The sequence below is a fragment of the Bosea sp. (in: a-proteobacteria) genome (assembly GCF_023953965.1).
Lineage (GTDB): Bacteria > Pseudomonadota > Alphaproteobacteria > Rhizobiales > Beijerinckiaceae > Allobosea.
This window is the reverse complement of sequence record NZ_JAMLIX010000001.1, coordinates 1,673,798-1,696,399: the sequence shown is the minus strand read 5'-3', so window position 1 is coordinate 1,696,399 and position 22,602 is coordinate 1,673,798. Positions and strand designations below refer to the sequence as shown.

Here is a 22,602-nt window from a genome sequence, read left to right as displayed (position 1 = left end):
CATGTCCGGAGGCTTTGAGACCATCGACTTTTCGGTGAGCGCCGGGATTGCCCGCGTCACCCTCGATCGCCCGGGCGTGTTGAACGCGCTTTCCGGGCAGATGATCGCGGAATTGCTGGAGGCGGTGAAGCGGATCGAGGACGACCCCGCGGCACGCGTCATGGTGCTGACCGGGGCCGGCCGCGGCTTCTGCTCGGGCATGGACCTGGGCGATCCGCTGACGGGTCTGGGGCTCGACCGCGCCCAGCGCTCCGCCGTCACCCGCGAACGGATGGACCGGGAGCTCAACGCGCTGGTCCGGGCGATCGCCAAGCTGCCCAAGCCGAAGATCGCCGCCGTCAATGGCGTCGTCGCCGGCGGCGGCGTCGGGATGGCCCTGGCAACCGACATGGTCGTCGCGGCACAGTCCGCCTCCTTCATCCAGGTCTTCACCCCGAAGCTCGGGCTGATCCCCGACAGCGGCTGCACCTGGTTCCTGCCGCGGCTCGTCGGCCGCGCCCGCGCGGTAGGCCTCGCCTTGCTCGGCGACAAGCTGCCGGCCACGACGGCCGCAGAATGGGGACTGATCTGGAAGGCCGTGCCGGACGATGCGCTCGCCGCCGAGGTGGATGCGATCGCCGCGCGCCTCGCCGGCGGTCCCGCCAACGCCCAGGCCGCCACGGTCGCGGCGATCGATCTCGGCAGCCGGCGTTCGCTCGACGAGCAGCTGGACCATGAGCGGGACGTCAATGGCGAGCTGAATGCCGCGGAGGAGTTCGAGGAAGGGGTTCGCGCCTTCATCGAGAAGCGGGCGCCGCGCTTCGCCTGATCGCGCGTGGAGACCTGGAGGAGGCGGGCATGATCGAGAGCGAAGTCTACGACAGCGACCACCTGATGTTTCGCGAACAGGTGCGAAAGTTCTTCGAGCGCGAGGTCGCGCCCTTCCATGCGGAATGGGAGGATGCCCGGGTCGTGCCGCAGGCGCTGTGGCGTAAGGCGGGTGAAGCCGGGCTGCTCTGCACCTCGGTGCCGGAAGCCTATGGCGGGCTCGGGCTCGATCGCCGCTATGCCGCCGTCGTCATGGAGGAACAGGCGCGGCAGGGGTTCAGCGGCCCCGGCTTTTCCGTGCATTCCGAGATCGCCACGCCCTATCTGGTCGCCTATGGCAGCGAGGAATTGAAGCAGCGCTGGCTGCCGAAACTGATCCGTGGCGAGGTGATCGCCGCCGTCGGACTGACGGAGCCGGGCGCCGGTTCGGACCTCGCCGGCATCAAGACCACGGCGACCCGCGATGGCGACGACTATGTGATCGACGGCCAGAAGACTTTCATCACCAACGGCTACAATGCCGGTCTCGTCTTCCTCGCGGTCAAGACCGATCCGACGCAGCGCGCCAAGGGCGTCAGCATGATCCTGGTCGAGACGGACAGGCCCGGCTTCAGCTGCGGCAAGCCGCTGAACAAGCTCGGCAACAAGGCGCAGGATACCTGCGAGCTGTTCTTCGACAATGTTCGCGTTCCCGTCTCCAACCGGCTGGGCGAGGAGGGCGAGGGCTTCACGCTGCTGATGAAGGAGCTACCCTGGGAACGGGTGCAGATCGCCATCACCGCGATCGCCGCCGCCGAGGATATCCTGGAAAAGACGCTGGCCTATGTGAAGCAGCGCAAGGCTTTCGGCAAAAGCCTGATCGAATTCCAGGCGAGCCGCTTCACGCTGGCCGAGCTCAAGACCAACCTGCAGATCGGCCGCGTCTTCGTCGACCGCTGCCTCGCGCTGGTCTGCGACGGCAAGCTGGACGGGCAGACGGCGGCCATGGCGAAGTACTGGTCGACCGATCTCTTGCATAAGGTGGCCGACGACTGCCTGCAGCTGCATGGCGGCTATGGCTACATGATGGACTATCCGGTCGCCCGCGCCTTCGCCGATGCGCGCGTCACCCGCATCTATGGCGGCGCTAACGAGATCATGAAGGAAATCATAGGTCGCTCGCTGTGACGAGACATCCCGGGCCGCTGAGCGGCGTGCGCGTCGTCGAGATGGAAGGCGTCGGTCCGGCGCCTTTCTGCGGCATGCTGCTGTCGGACATGGGCGCCGATGTCGTCCGCATCGTCCGGCCGGGCGCCAGGGATGCCGCCGCCGAACTGCCGGTCGAGATGGACCCGACCCTGCGCGGCCGCCGCGATATCCGGCTCGATCTGAAGCGCCCGGACGACCTCGAGCGCGCCAGGAGCCTGATCGCCCGGGCCGATGTGCTGATCGAAGGGTTCCGGCCGGGCGTCATGGAGCGCCTGGGGCTCGGCCCGGCGGCATGCCACGGGATCAACCCGAAGCTCGTCTATGGCCGCATCACCGGCTGGGGGCAGGACGGGCCGCTGGCCAAAACCGCCGGGCACGACATCAACTTCATCGCGCTGGCCGGCATCCTGGATTGCGTCGGAGAGCCGGATCGCGGGCCCGTCGTCCCGCTCAACCTCGTCGGCGATTTCGGCGGCGGGGCGATGTTCCTGGCTTTCGGGATCGCCTCGGCGCTGCTGCATGCCCGGGCGACCGGCGAGGGCCAGGTCGTGGATGCGGCCATGGTCGAGGGCGCCGGCATGCTGATGGCGCAGTATTTCGGCTTCCGGGCGCAGGGCTCCTGGCGGCTGGAGCGCGGCCGCAACATCCTCGACGGCGGAGCGCCGTGGTACGGCACATACGAGACCGCCGATGGCCGCTACCTGGCCGCCGGCGCCTTCGAGGAACGCTTCTGGGAGATGTTCGTCGCTGGTCTCGGCCTGGACCCGAAACGGCTGCCGGCGCGGGAGGACCGCGACAATTGGGATGGCCTGAAGGCGACGATCGCCAGGATCGTCAGGTCGCGGCCCCTGGCGCACTGGGCCGCCGTCTTCGAAGGCTCCGATGCCTGCGTCGGGCCCGTCCTGTCGCTCGCTGAGGCGATCGAGCATCCGCATCTGAAGGCGCGCGGAAGCTTCGTCGAGGCCAACGGCGTGCTGCAGCCGGCGCCAGCGCCGCGCTTCAGCAGAACACCGGGGCGGATCCAGTCCCGCGAGAACCGCGACTGCGATATCGAATCCGTTCTGGCCGGCTGGGAACCGCAAGCAGTCCCGCGCGCTTCATCGTGATCGGACGCGCAGGCCCCGCCGGTGCCGGGGTTTCCGCGGTCGCCCGTGACATCGCCCATGTCATCGCCCGTGTCATCGCCCGTCGAACGGCGTGTCGCTCGCGCGGCCATGCCCAATTTCAAGAGCGGTCGCTCTGTCAAATACCGGATTCACTACTTGACGAGAGCGACCGCTCTGTCATAACCTGCGGAGGCTGGTCGAATAGAACCAGGGTCAGGGACGAGCAAACATGTCTAGGCGAGAATTTCTTGCGGCATCCGTCGCTTTTGCCGCCATCGCGGCCTCGATCGGCACGGTCCGCGCCGCAGACCCGATCAAGATCGGCATGCTGGCCCCGGTCCGCACCGTTCTCGGCAGCCAAGCCGTCGAGGCTGCGAAGATCGCGGTCGATGCGGCGAACGCCGCCGGCGGCGCCATGCAGCGCCGGTTCGAACTCGTGATCTATGATGACGGCAATTCTCCGGTGGAGGGCGTCAGCGGGCTGCAGAAGCTCATCGAGCAGGACAACGTCAAGATCGTCATCGGCCCCTATGGCAGCACGGTCGCGCTGGCGGCCCTGCCGATCGCCCAGCAGGAAAAGATCCTGTTCCTGCCGGTCGCCTCGAAGCATCCCGACGTCACCAGGTCCGGCTACGACAAGGTCTTCCGCTTCAACTCGACGGTCAAGATGGATGGCGACGTCCTCGTCGACTACATGCAGAAGGCCAACCCGAAGGGCGTCGTCTTCATGGGCGAGAACAACGACACGGGGCGCGCCTATCTCGCCGGTCTCAGGGCGATGTTCCCCAACGATCCGAACAACCGCGTCGTCTTCAGCCAGTTCTACGATGCCTCGACCACCGACTACAGCAGCCTGATCACCGCCGCCAAGGCGTCTCAGGCCGAGATGTTCTATCTCGCCGGCAACAATGTCGAGCAGTACGGCAACATCCTGCGCACCGCCAAGGAACTCGGCTACAAGCCGAAATACCTGGTGCTGGCTCCCGGGATTCTCAACGCTCGCGCTGTAGAACTCGCCAATGGCGGTGCCGAAGGCGCGGTCTCGACCGACATCTACGTGCCGAGCATGCCGGGCGATGCCAATGCCGCCTTCGTCGACGCCTACAAGGCCAAGGTGAAGATCGCGCCGGAGAAGCTCGAGCTCTTGTGGTATGAAGGCGTCAGCATCGTCACCCAGGCGATCGCCAAGGCCGGGACGACCGATCTCGACAAGCTCGGCAAAGTGATCCACGAGACCGCATGGCAGACGCCGCGCGGCGAGCTGAAATTCGACCAGACCGGCCAGGCGCTCAGCCTTCCCTTCATCGTCACGGTCAAGGACGGTCGGATCGTTCGTCAGTAAAGTCCGGGCATGTTTGACCTGATCGTCCAGCAGCTTTTCAACGGCCTCAGCGTCGGCATGAGCTATGCGCTGATCGCGCTGGGGCTGACGCTTGTCTTCGGCGTGCTGCACATCATCAACTTCGCCCATGGCGAATTCTACATGATAGGCGGCTTCGGCGTGGTGCTGGCGACCACCTATCTCGGGGCGTCCTATCTGGTGGCGGTGCCGCTTGGCATCGTCGCCTCGGTGGTGGTTGCCCTGATCGTCGACGCGACCGCCGTCCGGCCGGTGCTCCACCGGCGCGACGGCGGCAATTCCGCGCTGCTCGGCACCTATGCCGCCGGAATCCTGATCCAGGAGGCCGTGCTCTACGCGCAAGGCCCCGCGCCGCAGCGCATCGATGGCGTGCTGGGTGCCGTGACGATGGGCGACATGGTCTTCACCTATCAGCGGCTGGCGGTCATCGTCGCCGGCATCGTGCTGCTGCTCGTCGTCAACGAGACGATGAAGCGCACGAGCCTCGGCCGCGATCTGCGGGCGATCGCCCAGGATCATTTTGCCGCGCAGGTGATCGGCGTGAAGGTCAAGCGCGTCCGCAGCGTCACCTTCCTGCTCGCCGCCGCCCTTGCCGGCGCCGCCGGCGCGCTGATCGTGCCGATCTCGCTGTTCACCCCCTATATCGGCCAGAACGTCGTCCTCAAGGCCTTCGTGGTCGTCGTCATCGGCGGCATGGGCAGCGTCACCGGCGCCGTCGTCGCGGGCATCGGCATCGGGCTTCTGGAAATCCTGCTGCGCAGCTTCGTCATCGACGGCATTGCCCAGGCGATTCTGATGTCGCTGTTGATCGCCACCCTGCTGGTGCGCCCCCAAGGTCTCTTCAAGGCTCATTGAAGATGAACGCCTCCGTCACGAGAACACGCCGGGTCCCCGACTGGCTCTGGCTCGCGGGCTGCGTCCTCCTGGCGGTGGGCCTGCCCTATGTCGGCTTCTCGAACTATATCTCCGGCCTCATCGTGCTGGCCGCGGTCTATGCGCTGCTCGGCCTCAGCCTCAACCTGGTCTTCGGCTATCTCGGCTTCACCTCCTTCGGCCACGCCGCCTTCTTCGGGCTCGGCGCCTATTTCGCGGTGCTGCTCAATGTCTATCTCGGCGTCGATTTCTGGCTCGCGGCGGCGCTCAGCGCTCTGCCGGGTGTGGCTCTCGGCGCACTGATCGGCTTTTCCTCGCTGCGCATCGGTGGCGCCTATTTCGCCATCGCCACGATGACGGCTGCCGAGATCGTCCGGCTGGTCGCCGACAACTGGGTGGATCTGACGCGCGGCCCGATGGGCATGATGATGCCGCGCCCGGCAATCGGCGCGCTGGCGCCGGTGATGTCCTTCCAGCAATATTATCTGGCGATCGTGCTGTTGGTGACCGGCCTCGCCTTCTGGACGGTGAAGCGGCTGTTGCGCTCGCCGATCGGCCGCTCCTGGATCGCTATCCGCGAAAGCCTCGACCTCGCCGAAAGCGTCGGCATCCCGACCCTGCGCATCCGCGTCCAGAACATCGCGCTCTCCGGCGCGATGGCCGCGATCGCCGGCGCCTTGATCATCCCGAAGATCCTGATCGTCACCCCGGTGCTCCTGACGCCGCTTTATTCCGCGACGGCGGTTCTGGTCGTCATTCTCGGCGGGCGCGGGACGCTGGCGGGGCCGGTGATCGGGGCTGCGATCTTCGCCTGGCTGCCGGAATTCCTGCGCTCGGCCGGCGAGATGCGCTTTGCCATCTTCGGCGTCCTGCTGATCCTCGTCGTCCGGTTGCTCCCCAAGGGCCTGGTCTCGCTCTGGCCGGCACGGCGGAGCGCGCCGGCAATCGATATCGGCGCGGCGGCGGCCATCAAGGACAAGCCGGTCCGTCCCGCGCCGTCCGGCGCGCCGATCTTCGAGGTCTCGGGGCTGACCAGGCGCTATGGCGCGCTGGTGGCGCTCAACGACGTCTCCTTCTCGCTGCGCAAGGGCGAGATCCTCGGCCTGATGGGGCCGAACGGCGCGGGCAAATCGACCTGCGTCAGCCTGGCGAGCGGCTTCGTCCGCCCGACCAAGGGGCAGGTCAAGATGTTCGGCGAGGATGTTTCCGCCACGAAACCCTATCGGCGCAACCAGCTCGGCCTGGCGCGCACCTTCCAGCAGACGACGGTCTTCGACGATCTCTCGGTCTACGACAATATCCTGATCGCCACCTACCAGCTTCGCCCGACCTCTCTCGCTGCCAGCATCTTCCAGGGCGCGGGTTTCCGTCGCGACGAGGAGATCCGCGGCGAGGCGGTCAGGCGGCTGATCGCGCAGGTCGGGCTCGAAGCGCGCGCCGCCATGCCGGCCCGGTCGCTGGCCTATGGCGAGCAGCGGCTTCTGTCGATCGCCACCGCGCTCGCCACCGACCCGAAAATCCTGCTGCTCGACGAACCGGCTGCCGGCCTCAATCCGGTGGAAGCCGCGACGCTGACCGACCTCCTGCGGGCGTTGAGCGGCCAGGGCCTGGCGATCATCCTCGTCGAGCACAATGTGCGGATGATGATGAGCGTCTGCGACCGGCTGGTGGTTCTCCACCACGGCGAACTGATCACCGAGGGCGACCCGGCCACCGTGCGCAACCATCCGATGGTCAACGAGGCGTATTTCGGGGTGGGCCAGAAGCAATGAGCATTTTGGCGACGAAGGATGTCGCGGTTCATTACGGCCCCGTCCGCGCCATCGACGGCCTGACGATCACCGTCGACAAGGGTGAGATCGCCTGCCTCGTCGGCTCCAACGGCGCCGGCAAGTCGTCGAGCCTCAAGGGCATCATGGGGCTGGAGGCGGCCTCCGGCGAGGTCACGCTCGATGCTGTGCGGCTCGACACGTTGGCGACGGCCGAACGCGTCCGCCGCGGCATCGCGCTGGTGCCGGAAGGGCGCCACATATTCCCGCAGATGACGGTGCGCGACAATCTCCTGGCCGGCTGCCGGGGCGAAAGCCGATCGGTGGCGGCGGCGCGCATGGAGGAGATCACGGCGATCTTTCCGCGGCTGCTGGAGCGCATCGAGCAACTTGCGGGCACCATGTCCGGCGGCGAGCAGCAGATGCTGGCGATCGGCCGGGCGCTTATGTCGGCACCGCGGGTGCTGCTGCTCGACGAGCCGACGCTCGGGCTCGCCCCGAGCATGGTGGACCGCGTCGCCGAGACGCTGATCGGCCTGCGCGACAAGGGGCTCGCCATCCTGCTCGCCGAGCAGAACCTGCACATGGCGCTCGGCATCGCCGACCGCGGCTATGTTCTGGAAAGCGGCCGGGTGACGATTTCGGCTTCTTCGGCCGAGCTTCGCGGCAATCCGCGCGTCCGCGAAGCCTATCTCGGCGCGGAGTGAGCGCGCGGGACGAAAGGCGCGGGACGCATGTCCAAGGTTCTCCTTGAAAAACAGGGCCATGTCGCCGTCGTCACGATCAACCGGCCCGAGGCGCGCAATGCGCTCGATCCCGAAACCGTGGTCGGCCTGGCGGCGTGCTGGGTTCGGATCCGCGATGACGACGACATCCGCGTCGCCCTCGTCACCGGGGCCGGCGACCTGGCCTTCTGCGCCGGCGCCGATCTCAAGCGGCTGGTGCCGCTCTACAACGGCGAGCGCCAGGCGCAGGACGAATGGGACGAGCGCCTGCTGGCCGACCGGAGCCTGATCGGCACGGCCATGCTCAGGTCCTTCGACGTGACGAAGCCGGTGATCGCGGCGGTCAACGGCTTTGCCGTCGGTGGCGGCATGGAGCTGGTCATGGGCACGGATCTCAGGATCGCCTCGACCGAAGCGCGCTTCGGCCTGCAGGAGGTCCTGTGGGGCCTGTTTCCCTCCGGCGGATCGACGGTGCGGCTGCCGCGTCAGATCCCTTGCGTCCGCGCCATGGAACTGATGCTGACCGGCGATCTGATCGAGGCCCGGCAGGCGCATGAGCTCGGCTTCCTGAACAGGATCGTCGCGCCGGGCGACGTCCTTGCGGCGGCATCGCGTCTGGCGGAAAAGATCGCCCGGCGTGCGCCGCTGTCGGTGCGGGCGATTCGCCGGTCGGTCCGCGCCTGTTCGGGATTGCCGGAAGAAGACGCGCTGGCGGTCGAGCAGGAGATCGCCGATGGCGTCTTCGCATCGCAGGACGCGATCGAGGGCGCGCGGGCCTTCCGCGAGCGCCGCGCGCCGGTGTTCAAGGGCGTCTGATACCCGTCCTGCCCACATGATAAGCCATGCGCACGGCCGCAGCGCGGCGCGCGCAATAAACGTGTACAAAAGCGTGCTGCGCCCTAGACTTGGCTCATCGGCCTTGATCGTAAGTTGAGTTCGCGATCCGCTTCGCGATATGGGCAGGAAGCTTTCCTTGCGCTCCACGAAGCGTTTGGCTGGGTCTGAGAGGGGCGCCGCGTGTCGAAGAAGAAAGCCGAAATGCCACGGCGGGAAGAGTTCCTGAAGACGGCGCTCGCCCGCTTCTCCAAGGTCGGCTATTCCGCGACCTCGACCCGCGAGATATGCGCCGAGGTCGGCCTCGTCCATTCGGCGATCTACAACTACTTTCCTTCCAAGGAAGCGGTGGTGCTCGCCATCGAGGCCCGCGAGATGGAGAAGGCCACCAGGTCGCTGCTCGAGGCGCTGGAAGCGGCCGGCAGCGATCCCGAGAGCCGGCTCGTTGCCGCCCTGACCCATATCTACGAGGCGGCGATCGCCCAGCAGCAGGCCTGGCGACTGATGGCCGACATGATCCGGTCGTTGAAGCCGGCCAACAAGCAGCAGGTGATCAAGCGACGCGACGAATACCAGAAGATCGTCTTCGATGTCCTGTCGGAGGCGAACGAGGCGAAACTCATCACGGCGCCGAACCTTCACCTTGCAACCCTGCATGTCTTCGGCCTTGCCGAAGGCGTCGCCGGCTGGTTCCGCAAGGATGGCCCGCTGAAGCGCACCGAAACGGTGGCGGACATCGCCCGCTTCGCGCTGCAGGGCCTGGGAGCGGCGCCGGACGTGATCATGCGGCTCTAGGCCTGAGGGGCAGGCGATGGACGTCAGGCAGCTCAGGACGATCGTTCATGTCGCCGAGCTCGGCAGAATCAGCCTCGCCGCCGAACGCCTCCACATCGCCCAGTCGGCGCTGACCCGCCAGATCCAGTCGCTGGAAGACGAATTGCGGGTCAAGCTGTTCCGCCGCCATGGCCGCGGCGTTGAGCTGACCGAGCATGGCGAGGCGGTGTTTGCCCGCGCGACGGTGATCCTGCGCGAGATCGAAGGCATCTATTCCGACACCAAGTTCGATCCGGCGACGGTGAGCGGCGAGGTCTCCTTCGGCATTCCGCCGACGGTCGCCGACGTGCTGGCCGGCGCGCTGATCGAGCGCTGCCTGCGCGCCTATCCGCAGATCAAGGTGCGCATCGTCACCGGCTATAGCGGCTATGTTCTCGACTGGCTGCAGCGCGGCTTCGTCGATATCGGCATTCTCTACGAGGCCAAGCATCCCCCGACGATCAAGCTGCAGCCCCTGCTCACCGAACAGCTTTTCCTGATCGAGCGAAGGGCCGGCGACAGGCCTGCGAGAGACGGCATATCGCTTGCCGAGCTCGCTGCGACGCCGCTGGTGCTGCCGGGCCGCCAGCACGGCCTGCGACAGTTGCTGGACGATCTCCTGGGCCGCCATGGCCATATGCTGAACCCGCTGGCGGAAATGGATTCGCTGCCGGCGCAGATCGATCTCGTCCGTCGCGGCGTCGCGGCGACCGTCCTGCCGCTGCTGCCGGTGTTCGACGACGTGCGGGCCGGCAAGCTCTCGGCCGTTCCGCTGACGGGCCTCGACGTGCCGCGCACGCTGATGCTGGCGACGCCGATCGACCGGATGCTGACGCCGGCGACGCGGCTTTTCTCCGAACTCGTCGTGGCCGAGATCAACGACCTCTCCGCCAGCGGTCGCTGGACGGGTGTTAGTCTCCTCCGAGATATGCCGGATTGGCATATCGCAAATTGAAACTTGGCGTCTCGTCGTCCCCGGCGCTGCGGTCTAAACACGGATTGCCGAAGAGGGAGCAAGACATGGCGTTCGAAGCCGTCCGCGATCACTATGCGCCGGAAATCCGCGAGGCGGTGCGCGCTTTGTGCACCGAGTTTCCGCCCGAATATCACCGCAGGATCGACGAGGCGCGCGGTTATCCGGAAGAATTTGTCGATGCGCTGACCAAGGCCGGCTGGATGGCGGCGCTGATCCCGGAAGCCTATGGCGGTTCGGGCCTCGGGCTGACCGAAGCCTCCGTCATCATGGAAGAGATCAATCGTTCCGGCGGCAATTCCGGCGCCTGCCACGGCCAGATGTACAATATGAACACGCTGGTTCGGCACGGCTCGGAAGAGCAGCGCCAGCGCTATCTGCCGAAGATCGCCTCCGGCGAGCTGCGCCTCCAGGCCATGGGCGTCACCGAGCCGACGACCGGCACGGACACCACGAAGATCAAGACGACGGCGGTCCGGAAGGGCGACCGCTACGTCATCAACGGTCAGAAAGTCTGGATCAGCCGCGTGCAGCATTCCGATCTGATGATCCTGCTGGCCCGCACGACACCGCTCGACCAGGTGAAGAAGAAGTCGGAAGGCATGTCGATCTTCATCGTCGACCTGAAGGAGGCACAGGCCAAGGGCCTGACCGTCAGCCCGATCCTCAACATGGTCAATCACGAGACCAACGAACTGTTCTTCGACAATCTCGAGATCCCGGCCGAGAACCTGATCGGCGAGGAGGGGCAAGGGTTCAAGTACATCCTCACCGGGCTCAATGCCGAGCGCACGCTGATCGCGGCGGAGTGTATCGGCGACGGCTACTGGTTCATCGACAAGGTCACGGCCTATGCCAAGGAGCGTGTCGTTTTCGGCCGCCCCATCGGCCAGAACCAGGGCGTGCAGTTCCCGATCGCCGAGAGCTTCATCGAGATCGAGGCTGCCAACCTGATGCGCTACGAGGCCTGTCGGCTGTATGATGCGCACGAGCCGTGCGGGGCGCAGGCCAACATGGCGAAATACCTCGCCGCCAAGGCATCCTGGGAGGCGGCGAATGCCTGCATCCAGTTCCATGGCGGCTTCGGCTTTGCCTGCGAATACGATGTCGAGCGCAAGTTCCGCGAGACGCGGCTCTACCAGGTCGCGCCGATCTCGACGAACCTGATCCTGTCCTATGTCGCCGAGCATGTGCTCGGCCTGCCGAGGTCGTTCTGATGGCCTCCGCCCGCCGGCCCCTGGAGGGGCTGACCGTCGTCGCGATCGAGCAGGCGGTCGCGGCACCGTTCTGTACGTCGCGCCTCGCCGACGCCGGCGCCCGCGTCATCAAGATCGAACGCCCGGAAGGCGATTTCGCCCGCGGTTATGACGATGTGGTCAAGGGTCAGTCGAGCTATTTCGTCTGGCTCAACCGTGGCAAGGAATCGCTTGTCCTCGACCTCGCTTCGCCGGAGGACAAGGCGACGCTGGGCGAACTCATCGGCAAGGCCGACGTGCTGGTCCAGAATCTGAAACCCGGCGCGCTCGCAAGGCTCGGTTTCGCGCCCGAGCAATTGCGCCGGAGCCATCCACGCCTGATCTGCTGTTCGATCAGCGGCTATGGCGAGAGCGGGCCCTATGCCGGGCGCAAGGCCTATGACCTGCTGATCCAGGCCGAGTCGGGACTGGCCTCGATCACGGGCGGGCCGGACGAACCCGCCCGCGTCGGCATTTCGGTGGTGGATATCGCCACCGGCGCCACCGCCCATGCCGCGATCCTGGAGGCGCTGATCGGCCGCGGCATCACCGGCGAGGGCGCCGATATCCGCGTCTCGATGTTCGACGTGATGGCGGATTGGCTGACCGTTCCGCTGCTGCATCAGGAAGGCGGCAAGGCGCCGCGGCGGCTGGGCCTCGCCCATCCCTCGATCGCGCCCTATGGCGTGTTCCTGACCCGCGACGGCAAGCAGATCCTGATCTCGGTCCAGAGCGACCGCGAATGGGCGAAGTTCTGCGCCGAGTTCCTGCGCCAACCCGACAAGGCCAGGGATCCGCTCCATGCCCGCAATGTCGATCGCGTCGCCAACCGCGCGATCACCGACGGCCTCGTCGCCGCGGCCTTTGCCGGCATGAGCGAGGAGGAGGCGACGCAGGCGCTGACCCGGGCCGACATCGCCTTCGCCTCCGTCAACGACATGGCGGCACTCTCGTCGCATCCGCATCTGCGGCGCGTGACCGTTGGGTCCCAGGCCGGGCCGATCGCCTTTCCGGCACCCGGACCGGTGTTCGTCGGCCAGCCGCGCAGCTATGGTCCGGTGCCGGCACTCGGGCAGGCGCAATGAGCGAGGCGATCCGGGCCGGGGTCTGATCCCGGCCCGTCAGGGCATCAGACGCCGGTGTCGAGGAAGGAGAAATCCTCCGCCGGCATGGCGACGCGCCGGGCGAGCGTCGCGGTCTCCGTCAGCTGCCAGCGCAGGTAAAAGGCCGCACGCGCCTGCTTTCGCGCGGTCTCCTCGGCGGGCAGGCCGCAATCGCCCTGGATCGCAGCCAGCGTCTTCAGCCAGATCCAGCCGAGCGCGCACAGACCGAACAGCCGCAGGTAATCGACAGCCACGGCACCGATACGGTGCGGCGCGCCGGTCGACAGCCGCAGGAGCGCCCGGGTGGCCGCGTCGAGATCATCCAGCGCCGCGGACAGATATTGCGCGGCATCGATCCCGGCGAGACCGGCCCGGGCGAGGTCCCCGCGCATCGTGGCGATCACCTCCGCGATAGCCTCGCCATCGTCGGCGATGACCTTGCGGCGGGACAGGTCGAAGGCGATGATGCCGTTGGCGCCTTCGTAGAGGCGGGTCACCCGCACATCGCGCAGGAACTGCTCGACGCCCGTTTCGCGGATATAGCCGTGCCCGCCATGGAGCTGCAAAGCGAGGTCGGCCGTCGCAAAGCCCTCGTCGGTGAAGAAGGCCTTGATGAGCGGCGTCATCAGGTTGACGGCGCGGGCAGCCTTGGCGTCGCCCTTGCCGGCAAGGTCCATCTGGAGCGCGACCCAGGCGGCGAGCGCACGCCCGCCCTCGACGAAGCTGCTCATCGTCAGGACCATGCGCCGGACATCGGCATGCGCGATCAATGCGTCGGGTCCGTCGCCCATGCTTCCCGGCGCCTTGCCCTGGCGCCGCTCATGGGCATAGGCGATGGCCGCCTGGCTCGCGGCGGCGGCGGCCGCCAGGCCCTGCAGGCCGACGCCGAGGCGCGTCTCGTTGACCATGGTGAAGAGCGGTTTGAGCCCTTCATTCTCGTTGCCGACCAGGAAGCCGACGGCATCCTCGTAGACGATCGTGCCGGTGACCGACCCGTGCAGGCCCATCTTGTGCTCGAGGCTGATATAGCGCAGCCCGTTGCGCGCCCCCGGCCCGCCGGCTTCATCCGGCAGGAAGCGCGGCACGAGGAAAAGGCTCAGGCCCTTCACGCCGGGCCGCGCGCCGTCGATGCGGGCGAGCACGAGGTTGACGACATTCTCGGTCAGGTCCTGCTCGGCATTGGAGATGAAGATTTTCGAGCCGCTCAGCCTGTAGCTGCCATCCTCGGCACGGACTGCCCTGGCGCGGATCAGGCCGATGTCGCTGCCGGCCTGCGGCTCCGTCAGGTGCATGGCACCACCCCAGGCGCCGCTCGCCAGATGCGGCAGGTAGACGGCCTTCTGGGCATCGGTGCCGAAGCGCTCCAGCGCCAGGCACACTGCCTCCGTCAGCTCGGCAAAGCCCGCCACCGCCATGCTCGCCGCGGCGCGCATCTCATGCACCGCCTTGGCGATGACGTTCGGCATGCCCGGACCGCCGAAGGCCGGGTCGCTCTGCAGGCCGATCCAGCCGCCGTCGCGCAAGGCGCCATAGGCCTGCTTCAGGCCCGGCGCGGTGACGGCACCCGCCCCGGTCAGTTGCGATCCGATGCGATCGGCCGACAGGTTGACCGGACGCAGCTCGTTCTCGCAGACGCTCGCCGCACCCTCCAGCAGCGCGCGCACGTCATCCAGGCTCAGTTCGCCGAGCGGCTTGCCGGGATGCCTGTCGAGTTCGAGCAGATGTTCGAAGATGAACATGAAGTCTTCGACGGGGGCGGAGTAGGGGATCATGGCGCGGACAGGCCCGAATGGTGAAGGTAAAGGCCCTGGTCATGGCCTGCTCCGCGTCGAAAACGCGCGCGCGGCGGCTCAGTCGACCGTCCGGAAATCGCCGCCGCTGGCATTGAGCTCCGACACCATCTGCAAGGCTTCGCGATTGGCCATCAGTTCCAGGAACAGGGCGCGCTCCAGGTCGAGCGTCTTGTAGAGCGGCTCCTCGTTGGCGGCGTAGACGAGCCGCTTGACGTGGCCGAGCGCCATGGCCGGCAGCCTGGCGAGATCGCGGGCACGTTCCAGCGCGCGCTCGAGAACCGGGCCGTCCGTCGCCTCGTGCAGAACACCGTATGCTGCGGCTTCCTCCGGCGTCATGCGGCGGCCGTGCAGGATGAGGTCCAGCGCCTTCGGCACCCCGACCGCGCGGGTCAGGCGCTGCGTGCCGCCGGCACCGGGCAGCATGCCGATGCGGATTTCCGGCACGCCGAACAGGAAGTCTCCCTTCTGCATCAGGCGGAAATCGCAGGCGAGCGCCAGTTCCGCCGCGCCGCCGAGCGCCGTGCCGCCGATGGCGCAGATGGTGATCTTCGGCGAGGTCTCCAGCCGCCGGAAGAGCAGGTCGATGCGCCGTTCGGGGATGTGGCGATGCTCGCCGAACAAGGCCGCCTTCTCGACGAGTTGCCGAGACGTCGCTTCGACGTCCCTCAGATTGTAGTGGAGGATGAAACTTCCCGGCTCCGCCCCGGTGATCACGATCACCTTGACGGCATCGTTTTCGTCGGCCTTGCGCACGGCGCGGTCGAGATCGGCGATCAGCGTTTCGTCGATATAGCTGTCCTTCGGCACGGACAGCTTCAGAATCGCGATCCCACCGTCGGTTTCAGCAATGATCGGCATGTCTTCCTCCCGTCGTCCGGCTCTGGATATTAAAGAGCGACCGCTCTGTAAAGCGCAAAGTGACGGCCTGAAAAAGAGCGATCGCTCTGCAACAAATCGACCGCTGCCAGTGGGCGGGAGGGAAGGCGCCGGCCGCACCCCCGACGAGCGCGGGGGTCGCCCCGGGACCGTCGTCATAACGGCCGCTCCGTTCGAGAATCCGCGCATCCTGCGCGAGCCCCTCGCCACCGATCCGCTTCAGATCGCCATGCTCGGTGCCCGGACGAGACGGCAGCCCTTGCATCTTCGGGCTCGCGCACGGGCGGCGACAGGTCGGGCAAGCGTCACCGGTCACGCCGACAGCGATGAGCTCATATGCAGGCTTTCGGCCTTCGGGCGCGCGCCGGCGCATCTTCAGCGTTGATGACGAACCGGGCGCTTCCGAGGCGCTGCGCGTGCGGATCGAGCGGGAACGAGGCTGGCCGGGCGCCTCGCCGCGCCAGGGCCGGGAATCTCGTCCGTGATGGCTTGGGAAGGTGGGGACAAGGCCGCCGCACCATCCCGAAGCCTCGGCGCGGTTCAGACCGCGCTCAACGCTGCGGCAATCTGATCCTTGAGCGCCAGACGGCGCTTGCGCATCGCAGCCTCGGCCTCCTCGCTCACGGGGGCGATACGGGTCTCGGCACGGTGAATCTGATCATTCACCTCGTCATACTGTTCGAGAACGCCCGCGAAGTCTTGGCTCTTCGCCTTCAGAGCATGGATCGCATCGATCTGGTCCGGGAATTCGTCGCGGAGCGTATGCGGAGTATTCGACAATTCCTGGTCTCCTTATTGTTCGATTCCAATGATCATGACGCGATAGTTTGCACCGCGCTCACGGTCTTTCGACGCGCACGACCCGGTAGGGGCGAAATTCCTCTCCATGTCGGATCGAGACATATTCGCCGGTAACAAAGCGCTCCTCGCCGAGGCGAAAGCCCGCCTCGTCGTCGCTCTCCCCCTCTTCGTAGTCGAAATACCATTGCCCGCCGGGCTTGCGTCGCAAGAGGCCGATCTTCACGTCGCCGTGCCTGTCGAATTGCCTGACCCGGCAGATTGCCTGATGCTTTTTCCACTCCCTGGGGTCCAGGCGATAATCCTCATCGAGAGGCACAAGAAGATCGTATCCCGCATCCCGGTCACCGTCGGGATGCTCCTTTTCTCGCGCCAGAACCAACCGCACATGACGAAACTGCGGTGGGATATCCTTCATTGTCACCATAGCGGATTCTTCCTTTCCGCCTTTCATTAGCTCGTGGAAGACGAGCCCATGTTGATATACGTCAAACACGACGCTACCCAAAATCCCTGGAAGCCTCGAATCGAGTTCAACGCTTCCAAGAAAACGAAATCGCGAGATCTGTCGTCATGGACCGGGACATTTTTCCAAGTCGTTTGACGGTTTCGCTTTTGTCCGACTTGCTCATTGGCCTGAAGCCCGGCTGGCGCACCCTGATCAGGAGGTCGATTCTCCTGCCGGCGATCGGCGGAAGGCAGGAGCTCGTCCTTCGCCAAATGGCGCCGTCCTGCAAATGAATGGTGTCTGCGAGCGCTAATTCTGGAATAGACTCTGCTCTCGTGGACCCGGGCACACAGAGAGCCAACCCGATGAATCGCTCCATTCTCTGCGTTCTTGTCCTGGCGATGTTCGGATTCATGACGTCGATGGTCGCTGGCCAATCCGTGGCAGACGGCAGCCTTCCTCCACCGCCTGAGGATCTCTTTGCCTTCTCGGCCGGCGCCAGGTTCGTTCAAAAGCCCGCGGATGCCGATTATGCCGACATGGCCTACACGCCATATGCTCTGATCGATGAGACGCCATCCAGCGAGACGAGAGCGGAGGGAGGCAAGCCCGCGACCTATGTTCTCGAGCTGCCCGAGAAGACCGAGTTGTCGTTGATCGCTTTCGACAGCGCCGGCATGGGCATTCCCGAGAAATCGGTCAGGCGCCTGACCGTCGAGATTTCGGATACTGCACCGGACCGCGATTTCAGGCCTGTCCTGGAGGTCGAACTGGCGATGGACAGGAACGATCAGAGATTCGAGCTTGTGAAGAAGCCGGTCGGCCGCTGGGTCAGGCTGACGTTTCTGAGTAACCACGGGGCCGAGAATTACGGCATGACCGGATTCCGCGGCTATGGCCGCCGGCTGACGGAGACGGCCGGGATCGAGAACGTCAGCGGAACCTACGAAGGGGCGAGCGGCTGGGGGCGGGTCAGGCTCAAGCAGGAGGGCACACGCGTCGTCGGTTGCTTCGAGTACCGTTCCGGGCTGATCGCAGCCGGTGTGGAAGGCCGCCTGCTCAAGGGTGAAATGATCGAGCACGAAGATGACGGCAGCGTCTCGAGACGCTCATTGGCACTCTTCGCATTCGCACCCGGCAACAAATCGCTTTTCGCCCTCAGTCGCTCGACCGAGTCCAACCCCGACTATGGCTACGACGCATTCTGGAGCGCGACCAAACAGTCGAACGACATCGGCGACTGTCCGGCCATCAAAGGCTGGCGAACAGCGGCCGCGCGCTCGCAGCTCGAAGAGACGCTCCAGTCGTCAGGCCGGGCGAGGCTCGACGGCATCAATTTCGAGTTCAACTCGGCGACGATCCAGCCGGCTTCGTTTGGGCTGCTGGATCAGGTCGCAGATATGCTGCACAGCCGGAAGGATTGGCGGATTCGGCTCGAGGGTCACACCGACAGCATCGGCTCGGCAAGCTTCAACAAGGATCTCTCGATGCGTCGTGCGGTTGCTGTGCGATCGTATCTGGCCGCCAAGGGAGTGGATTCACAGCGGTTGGGCGCGAACGGCTTCGGATCTGGAAACCCGGTCGCCTCCAACGAGACGCAAGGCGGACGCGCGCAAAACAGGCGGGTGGAAATCGTAAGGGAGTAGCCGTGATCAACGCGACCCCGCCGGCACGTTGAGGTTCGGGCCCGGGCCAGCGTCCGAAAGCCTTGGCGGCAGAAAACCGCGTCGCGTGGCTCGGCCGCGGCCGGTGCAAGGTCATCGGGCGATCCGGCATGCCGCACGGCAGCGCTCGGCCACGCTCCCGCCATCAAGGACGAGAACATCTCGGAAGCCGTGTCAAAACGCCCGCCTGAGCCAGGCCATTTTGCCGTTTCCGACCAGAAGGTCGACGCGGTCTCGGACGCAGCCGCAGACAGTCCCTGTCCATATTTTTGAATTGTTCCATGTTCACGGAGCATGACGGATGCGCGGGCATTCCGATTGATCCGGCTCGATCCGAGGCAGAGCTTGCCGGGAACGGAGCCTGCGATTTTGGGCAGGCGACGATCGGAGAGGCCGCCCGATGCCGCCCGCCACCTCCTTCACCCGTCGCCGCTTTCTATCCTCCACCGGCTTGTTGGTCCTGATCGCATCGGTGCCCGGCGCCCGAGCCGCCGAGCATTCCGGCACCTTGCCCTGGAAGCCCTTCGCAGCCCTGCCGCCCGATCCTCTGCCCGGCGGGCGCTGGTATGTCCTGACGCCGGACGAGGCCCGCACCGTCGAGGCGATCGTCGATCGCCTGATCCCGGCCGACGAGCTCAGCATCGGCGGCAGGGAAGCGGGCTGTGCCAGCTTCATCGACCGCCAGCTCGCCGGCAGCTACGGCTCGTCGGAGCGGCTTTACATGCAAGGCCCCTTCACCGCCGGGCTGCCGACGCAGGGCTACCAGGGCGCCGAGACGCCGACCGGGCGCTATCGCGACGGGCTCGCGGCGCTGAACAAGCACACGCGCGCCACCCTCGGCGGCAAGGCCTTTTTCGAGCTCGCCGCCGCCGAGCAGGACCAGGTGCTCAAGGATTTCGAGGCCGGCAAGGTCGACTACAAGCCCGCCGCGGGCTTCTTCAACCTCGTGCTGCAGAACACGATGGAAGGCTTCTTCGCCGACCCGATCTACGGGGGCAACAAGGACATGGCCGGCTGGAAGTTCATCGGCTTCCCCGGCGCGCGCTACGACTACCGCGACTACATCACGGCCCATAACAAGCCCTTCCCCCTGCCGCCCCTGTCGATCGCCGGGCGGCCGGAGTGGAAGACGGGCGACAAGTAAGGCGGGAGCTCGAGAGATGGCCCGGAAACTCCCCCGCAAGGATGTCGTCATCGTCGGGCTCGGCTGGACCGGCTCGATCCTGGCGCATGAACTCACCGATGCCGGCCTCGACGTCGTCGCGATCGAGCGCGGCCCATGGCGCGACACGGCGACCGATTTCAACGTCGCCTATGCGCCCGATGAGTTGCGCTACGCCGTGCGCAAGGACCTGTTCCTGCAGCCGGCGCAGGAAGCGATGACGATGCGCAACAGCACCGCGCAGACGGCACTGCCGATGCGCGATTACGGATCCTTCCTGCCCGGCACAGGCGTCGGCGGCGCCGGCACGCATTGGAACGGTCATACCTGGCGCTTCTTCCCGAGCGATTTCGCACTGAAGACCCACCTGACCGGGCGCTACGGCGAGGAACGGCTTTCCGGGCTCCAGATCCAGGACTGGGGCGTTAGCTACGACGAGCTGGAGAGCGCCTTCGACCGCTTCGAATATCTCTGCGGCATTTCCGGCAAGGCCGGGAACCTGAACGGCACGATCCAGCAGGGCGGCAACCCTTTCGAGGGGCCGCGCAAGCGCGAATACCCGCTGCCGCCGATGCAAATGACCTATGCACCCACCCTCTTCGCGGAAGCGGCGCGCTCCAGGGGCCTGCACCCCTTTCCGACACCCTCGGCCAATCTCTCCGGCGCCTATGTCAATCCGCTGGGCATCGCCATGGGCCAATGCACCGCCTGCGGCTTTTGCGAGCGCTTCGGCTGCGCCAACTACTCGAAGGCGAGCGCGCATACGACCATTCTGCCGGTGCTGATGCGCAAGTCGAATTTCGAGGCGCGCACCGAATGCGAAGTGCTCAAGATCAAACTCGCGGCCGACGGAAAAACAGCTTCCGGCGTCACCTATACCGACGTCAACGGCGCGACCTTCGAACAGCCGGCCGATCTCGTTCTGCTCAATGCCTACAGCCTGTTCAACGTCCGCCTGATGCTGCTCTCCGGCATCGGCAAGCCCTATGATCCTTCCAGTGGCGAAGGCGTGGTCGGGCGCAACTATTGTTACCAGACCAATGCCTCGGCGCAGGTCTTCTTCGAGGGCAGGTCCATGAACCCGTTCATCGCGGCCGGCGCGCTGGGCCAGACGGTGGACGACTATAATGGCGATTCCTTCGACCATGGCGCACTGAACTTCGTCGGCGGCGCCGGCATCAACTGCATCCCGACCAATGGCCGCCCGATTCAGTACCGCCCGGTGCCGCCCGGCACGCCGCGCTGGGGCTCTGCCTGGAAGAAGGCGACGAAACAGTACTACAACAACACGCTGGCCTTCTCGTCGCAGGGCTCCTCCTATGCGACGCGCGGCAACTATCTCGACCTCGACCCGACCTACAAGGATCGCTTCGGCCGGCCGCTGCTGCGCGTCACCTTCGATTTCCCCGACAACGACATCCGCATGTCGAACTGGGTCAGCGATCGCATGAAGGAGATCGCCGACGCGTTCGGCGGCAAGCAAGTCGTGGTCGGCAGGCAGCAGAAGGGCTGGAGCTCCGTGCCCTACCAGAGCACGCACAACACCGGCGGCGCGATCATGGGCACAGACCCGAAGACCAGCGCCGTCAACCGCCATCTCCAGAGCTGGGACGTGCCGAACGTCTTCGTCGTCGGCGCCTGCGCCTTCCCGCAGAATGCCGGCAAGAACCCGACCGGCCCGGTCGGCGCCCTCGCCTACTGGGCGGCGGATTCGATCCGGAACCACTACCTGAAGAACCCCGGCAAGCTGGTGGAAGCATGAAGAAGGCAGCGCTCCTCGCCGGCCTCGCGGCCGCAGCCATCGTCGGGACGAACGGCTTCGCCTCCGACCTGTTCGACCGCATCGACGCCGGCCGCTACAACGCGGTCCTGGCCGATTGCGCGGCCTGCCACACCAGGCCGGGCGGCAAGCCCTTCGCCGGCGGCGCGCCGCTGCAGACGCCTTTCGGCGCGCTGGTGCCCGCCAACATCACGCCGGATCCGGAAACCGGCATCGGCAGCTGGAGCTATGCCGATTTCCGCAACGCGCTGAAGACAGGCATCGGCAAGGACGGCAAGCGGCTCTATCCGGCGATGCCCTACCCGGCCTATGCGACGATGGCGGATGCCGACGTCGCCGATCTCTGGGCCTATTTCCAGAAGGTCGAGCCGGTGTCGAACCGCGTCGTCTCGAACCAGCTTCCCTTCCCGTTCAGCATCCGCGCCGCGATGATCGGCTGGAACCTGCTCAACTTCTCGCCGAAGGAGTTCCAGCCCGATCCGGCCAAGCCGGCCGAATGGAACCGCGGCGCCTATCTCGTCAACGGTCCCGCCCATTGCGGCACCTGCCATACGCCCAAGAACCTGACCGGCGCCGACAAGAGCGGCGAGTTCCTGCGCGGCGGCAATCTGCAGAACTGGTACGCGCCGAACCTCACCAGCGACCCGCACAAGGGGCTGGGGAACTGGTCGGGCGACGACATCGTCGCCTATCTCAAGACCGGCTCGAACCGTTTCGACATCGCATCGGGGCCGATGGCGGAGGCCATCCGCCACTCGACCAGCCTGTGGAACGACGCCGATCTCAAGGCGGTCGCGACCTATCTCAAGGACGTCAAGGGCAGCGACGCGGCGGCGCCCCAGCCGATCGCGGCGACGGAGCCGGCGATGACCGCCGGCAAGGCGATCTATCTCGACCGCTGCTCGGCCTGCCACGTCTCCACCGGCACGGGCGAGGCTTCGCTGTTCCCGACGCTGGCCAAGGCGCCGGTGGTCAACGGCACCGACCCGACCTCGCTGATCCGCGTCGTGCTGCAGGGCAGCCAGGCGGCCGGCACCCCCGCCAAGCCGACGACGCCCGCCATGCCTTCCTTCGGCTGGAACCTGAGCGACGCCGACGTCGCCAACGTCCTGACCTATGTCCGCAACAGCTGGGGCAACGCCGCCCCGCCGGTCACGGCCGGGCAGGTGAAGGACCTGCGGGTGGCGCTGACGCGGTAGATCGGGCGCAGCCTTGGAGGATCTGCCGCCGCGCGACCCGCCGATTTCGGCCAGGGAACGAAGGCATCTGACTGCGATCGGGCGGCTTGGCCTATG

The 22,602-nt window shown here is 66.2% G+C and carries 20 protein-coding genes; 16 read left to right on the top strand and 4 right to left on the bottom strand.

Features of this window, described 5'->3' with window-relative positions; genetic code table 11:
* The first annotated feature begins 1 nt into the window (after position 1).
* From M9917_RS07870 to M9917_RS07815, 12 genes are all read left to right on the top strand, one after another.
* A complete protein-coding gene (locus M9917_RS07870; RefSeq protein WP_297252476.1) occupies positions 2-808 on the top strand; it encodes an enoyl-CoA hydratase-related protein in 807 nt (268 codons plus the stop codon).
* A gap of 29 nt (positions 809-837) precedes the next feature.
* Positions 838-1,974 carry an acyl-CoA dehydrogenase family protein gene (locus M9917_RS07865; protein WP_297252474.1) on the top strand — a complete coding sequence of 379 codons (1,137 nt, stop codon included), beginning with the start codon at positions 838-840 and terminating at the stop codon, positions 1,972-1,974.
* Entirely contained in the window at positions 1,971-3,101 is a 1,131-nt protein-coding gene (locus M9917_RS07860; RefSeq protein ID WP_297252472.1) for a CaiB/BaiF CoA transferase family protein, read from the top strand. The genes M9917_RS07865 and M9917_RS07860 overlap by 4 nt, the downstream gene beginning before the upstream one ends.
* Before the next feature lie 229 nt (positions 3,102-3,330).
* A complete protein-coding gene (locus M9917_RS07855; protein WP_297252470.1) occupies positions 3,331-4,443 on the top strand; it encodes an ABC transporter substrate-binding protein in 1,113 nt (370 codons plus the stop codon).
* A gap of 9 nt (positions 4,444-4,452) precedes the next feature.
* Positions 4,453-5,316: a branched-chain amino acid ABC transporter permease gene (locus tag M9917_RS07850; RefSeq protein WP_297252468.1), complete on the top strand. Its 864-nt coding sequence runs from the start codon at positions 4,453-4,455 to the stop codon at positions 5,314-5,316.
* A gap of 2 nt (positions 5,317-5,318) precedes the next feature.
* Positions 5,319-7,106 carry a branched-chain amino acid ABC transporter ATP-binding protein/permease gene (locus M9917_RS07845; RefSeq protein ID WP_297252465.1) on the top strand — a complete coding sequence of 596 codons (1,788 nt, stop codon included), beginning with the start codon at positions 5,319-5,321 and terminating at the stop codon, positions 7,104-7,106.
* The gene (locus M9917_RS07840; protein WP_297252463.1) at positions 7,103-7,810 is read left to right on the top strand and encodes an ABC transporter ATP-binding protein; all 708 of its coding nucleotides are present in this window, start codon (positions 7,103-7,105) and stop codon (positions 7,808-7,810) included. The genes M9917_RS07845 and M9917_RS07840 overlap by 4 nt, the downstream gene beginning before the upstream one ends.
* Before the next feature lie 27 nt (positions 7,811-7,837).
* A complete protein-coding gene (locus M9917_RS07835) occupies positions 7,838-8,644 on the top strand; it encodes an enoyl-CoA hydratase-related protein (protein WP_297252461.1) in 807 nt (268 codons plus the stop codon).
* A gap of 201 nt (positions 8,645-8,845) precedes the next feature.
* Positions 8,846-9,457, top strand: coding sequence for a TetR/AcrR family transcriptional regulator (locus tag M9917_RS07830; RefSeq protein WP_297252458.1), 612 nt, complete (start codon positions 8,846-8,848; stop codon positions 9,455-9,457).
* Positions 9,458-9,473: 16 nt separating this feature from the next.
* Positions 9,474-10,430: a LysR family transcriptional regulator gene (locus M9917_RS07825; RefSeq protein WP_297252456.1), complete on the top strand. Its 957-nt coding sequence runs from the start codon at positions 9,474-9,476 to the stop codon at positions 10,428-10,430.
* A 65-nt stretch (positions 10,431-10,495) separates the two neighbouring features.
* Positions 10,496-11,665: an acyl-CoA dehydrogenase family protein gene (locus tag M9917_RS07820; protein ID WP_297252455.1), complete on the top strand. Its 1,170-nt coding sequence runs from the start codon at positions 10,496-10,498 to the stop codon at positions 11,663-11,665.
* Positions 11,665-12,768 carry a CaiB/BaiF CoA transferase family protein gene (locus tag M9917_RS07815; RefSeq protein ID WP_297252453.1) on the top strand — a complete coding sequence of 368 codons (1,104 nt, stop codon included), beginning with the start codon at positions 11,665-11,667 and terminating at the stop codon, positions 12,766-12,768. The genes M9917_RS07820 and M9917_RS07815 overlap by 1 nt, the downstream gene beginning before the upstream one ends.
* A gap of 44 nt (positions 12,769-12,812) precedes the next feature.
* Here M9917_RS07815 and M9917_RS07810 read toward each other — a convergent pair whose 3' ends face one another.
* The 4 genes from M9917_RS07810 to M9917_RS07795 all read right to left on the bottom strand — a co-directional run bounded on the left by M9917_RS07810 (position 12,813) and on the right by M9917_RS07795 (position 16,680).
* Positions 12,813-14,525 (bottom strand): acyl-CoA dehydrogenase, encoded by a 1,713-nt coding sequence (locus M9917_RS07810; protein WP_297252451.1) that lies wholly within the window; start codon positions 14,523-14,525, stop codon positions 12,813-12,815.
* Positions 14,526-14,636: 111 nt separating this feature from the next.
* Positions 14,637-15,437, bottom strand: a complete 801-nt coding sequence (locus M9917_RS07805; protein WP_297252449.1) for an enoyl-CoA hydratase/isomerase family protein — start codon at positions 15,435-15,437, stop codon at positions 14,637-14,639.
* A gap of 558 nt (positions 15,438-15,995) precedes the next feature.
* Positions 15,996-16,235 carry a YdcH family protein gene (locus M9917_RS07800; RefSeq protein WP_297252447.1) on the bottom strand — a complete coding sequence of 80 codons (240 nt, stop codon included), beginning with the start codon at positions 16,233-16,235 and terminating at the stop codon, positions 15,996-15,998.
* A gap of 58 nt (positions 16,236-16,293) precedes the next feature.
* Positions 16,294-16,680 (bottom strand): hypothetical protein, encoded by a 387-nt coding sequence (locus tag M9917_RS07795; RefSeq protein WP_297252445.1) that lies wholly within the window; start codon positions 16,678-16,680, stop codon positions 16,294-16,296.
* A gap of 386 nt (positions 16,681-17,066) precedes the next feature.
* On the opposite strand from M9917_RS07795, the gene M9917_RS07790 reads away from it, so the two are divergent.
* From M9917_RS07790 to M9917_RS07775, 4 genes are all read left to right on the top strand, one after another.
* Positions 17,067-18,347, top strand: coding sequence for an OmpA family protein (locus tag M9917_RS07790; protein WP_297252443.1), 1,281 nt, complete (start codon positions 17,067-17,069; stop codon positions 18,345-18,347).
* A 418-nt stretch (positions 18,348-18,765) separates the two neighbouring features.
* Positions 18,766-19,509 (top strand): gluconate 2-dehydrogenase subunit 3 family protein, encoded by a 744-nt coding sequence (locus tag M9917_RS07785; RefSeq protein ID WP_297252441.1) that lies wholly within the window; start codon positions 18,766-18,768, stop codon positions 19,507-19,509.
* Positions 19,510-19,525: 16 nt separating this feature from the next.
* On the top strand, positions 19,526-21,289 hold the full coding sequence (locus M9917_RS07780) for a GMC family oxidoreductase (protein WP_297252439.1): 1,764 nt from the start codon (positions 19,526-19,528) through the stop codon (positions 21,287-21,289).
* Positions 21,286-22,506, top strand: coding sequence for a c-type cytochrome (locus M9917_RS07775; protein WP_297252437.1), 1,221 nt, complete (start codon positions 21,286-21,288; stop codon positions 22,504-22,506). Before M9917_RS07780 ends, M9917_RS07775 begins: the two co-directional genes overlap by 4 nt.
* Positions 22,507-22,602: the final 96 nt, after the last annotated feature.

Excerpts from the sequence above, each read along its gene's own strand:
- M9917_RS07870 (WP_297252476.1), top strand. The coding sequence starts at position 2 with ATGTCCGGAGGCTTTGAGACCATCGACTTTTCGGTGAGCGCCGGGATT.
- M9917_RS07865 (WP_297252474.1), top strand. The coding sequence starts at position 838 with ATGATCGAGAGCGAAGTCTACGACAGCGACCACCTGATGTTTCGCGAA.
- M9917_RS07855 (WP_297252470.1), top strand. The coding sequence starts at position 3,331 with ATGTCTAGGCGAGAATTTCTTGCGGCATCCGTCGCTTTTGCCGCCATC.
- M9917_RS07850 (WP_297252468.1), top strand. The coding sequence starts at position 4,453 with ATGTTTGACCTGATCGTCCAGCAGCTTTTCAACGGCCTCAGCGTCGGC.
- M9917_RS07845 (WP_297252465.1), top strand. The coding sequence starts at position 5,319 with ATGAACGCCTCCGTCACGAGAACACGCCGGGTCCCCGACTGGCTCTGG.
- M9917_RS07840 (WP_297252463.1), top strand. The coding sequence starts at position 7,103 with ATGAGCATTTTGGCGACGAAGGATGTCGCGGTTCATTACGGCCCCGTC.
- M9917_RS07835 (WP_297252461.1), top strand. The coding sequence starts at position 7,838 with ATGTCCAAGGTTCTCCTTGAAAAACAGGGCCATGTCGCCGTCGTCACG.
- M9917_RS07825 (WP_297252456.1), top strand. The coding sequence starts at position 9,474 with ATGGACGTCAGGCAGCTCAGGACGATCGTTCATGTCGCCGAGCTCGGC.
- M9917_RS07820 (WP_297252455.1), top strand. The coding sequence starts at position 10,496 with ATGGCGTTCGAAGCCGTCCGCGATCACTATGCGCCGGAAATCCGCGAG.
- M9917_RS07815 (WP_297252453.1), top strand. The coding sequence starts at position 11,665 with ATGGCCTCCGCCCGCCGGCCCCTGGAGGGGCTGACCGTCGTCGCGATC.
- M9917_RS07810 (WP_297252451.1), bottom strand. The coding sequence starts at position 14,525 with ATGTTCATCTTCGAACATCTGCTCGAACTCGACAGGCATCCCGGCAAG.
- M9917_RS07805 (WP_297252449.1), bottom strand. The coding sequence starts at position 15,437 with ATGCCGATCATTGCTGAAACCGACGGTGGGATCGCGATTCTGAAGCTG.
- M9917_RS07795 (WP_297252445.1), bottom strand. The coding sequence starts at position 16,680 with ATGGTGACAATGAAGGATATCCCACCGCAGTTTCGTCATGTGCGGTTG.
- M9917_RS07790 (WP_297252443.1), top strand. The coding sequence starts at position 17,067 with ATGAATCGCTCCATTCTCTGCGTTCTTGTCCTGGCGATGTTCGGATTC.
- M9917_RS07785 (WP_297252441.1), top strand. The coding sequence starts at position 18,766 with ATGCCGCCCGCCACCTCCTTCACCCGTCGCCGCTTTCTATCCTCCACC.
- M9917_RS07780 (WP_297252439.1), top strand. The coding sequence starts at position 19,526 with ATGGCCCGGAAACTCCCCCGCAAGGATGTCGTCATCGTCGGGCTCGGC.
- M9917_RS07775 (WP_297252437.1), top strand. The coding sequence starts at position 21,286 with ATGAAGAAGGCAGCGCTCCTCGCCGGCCTCGCGGCCGCAGCCATCGTC.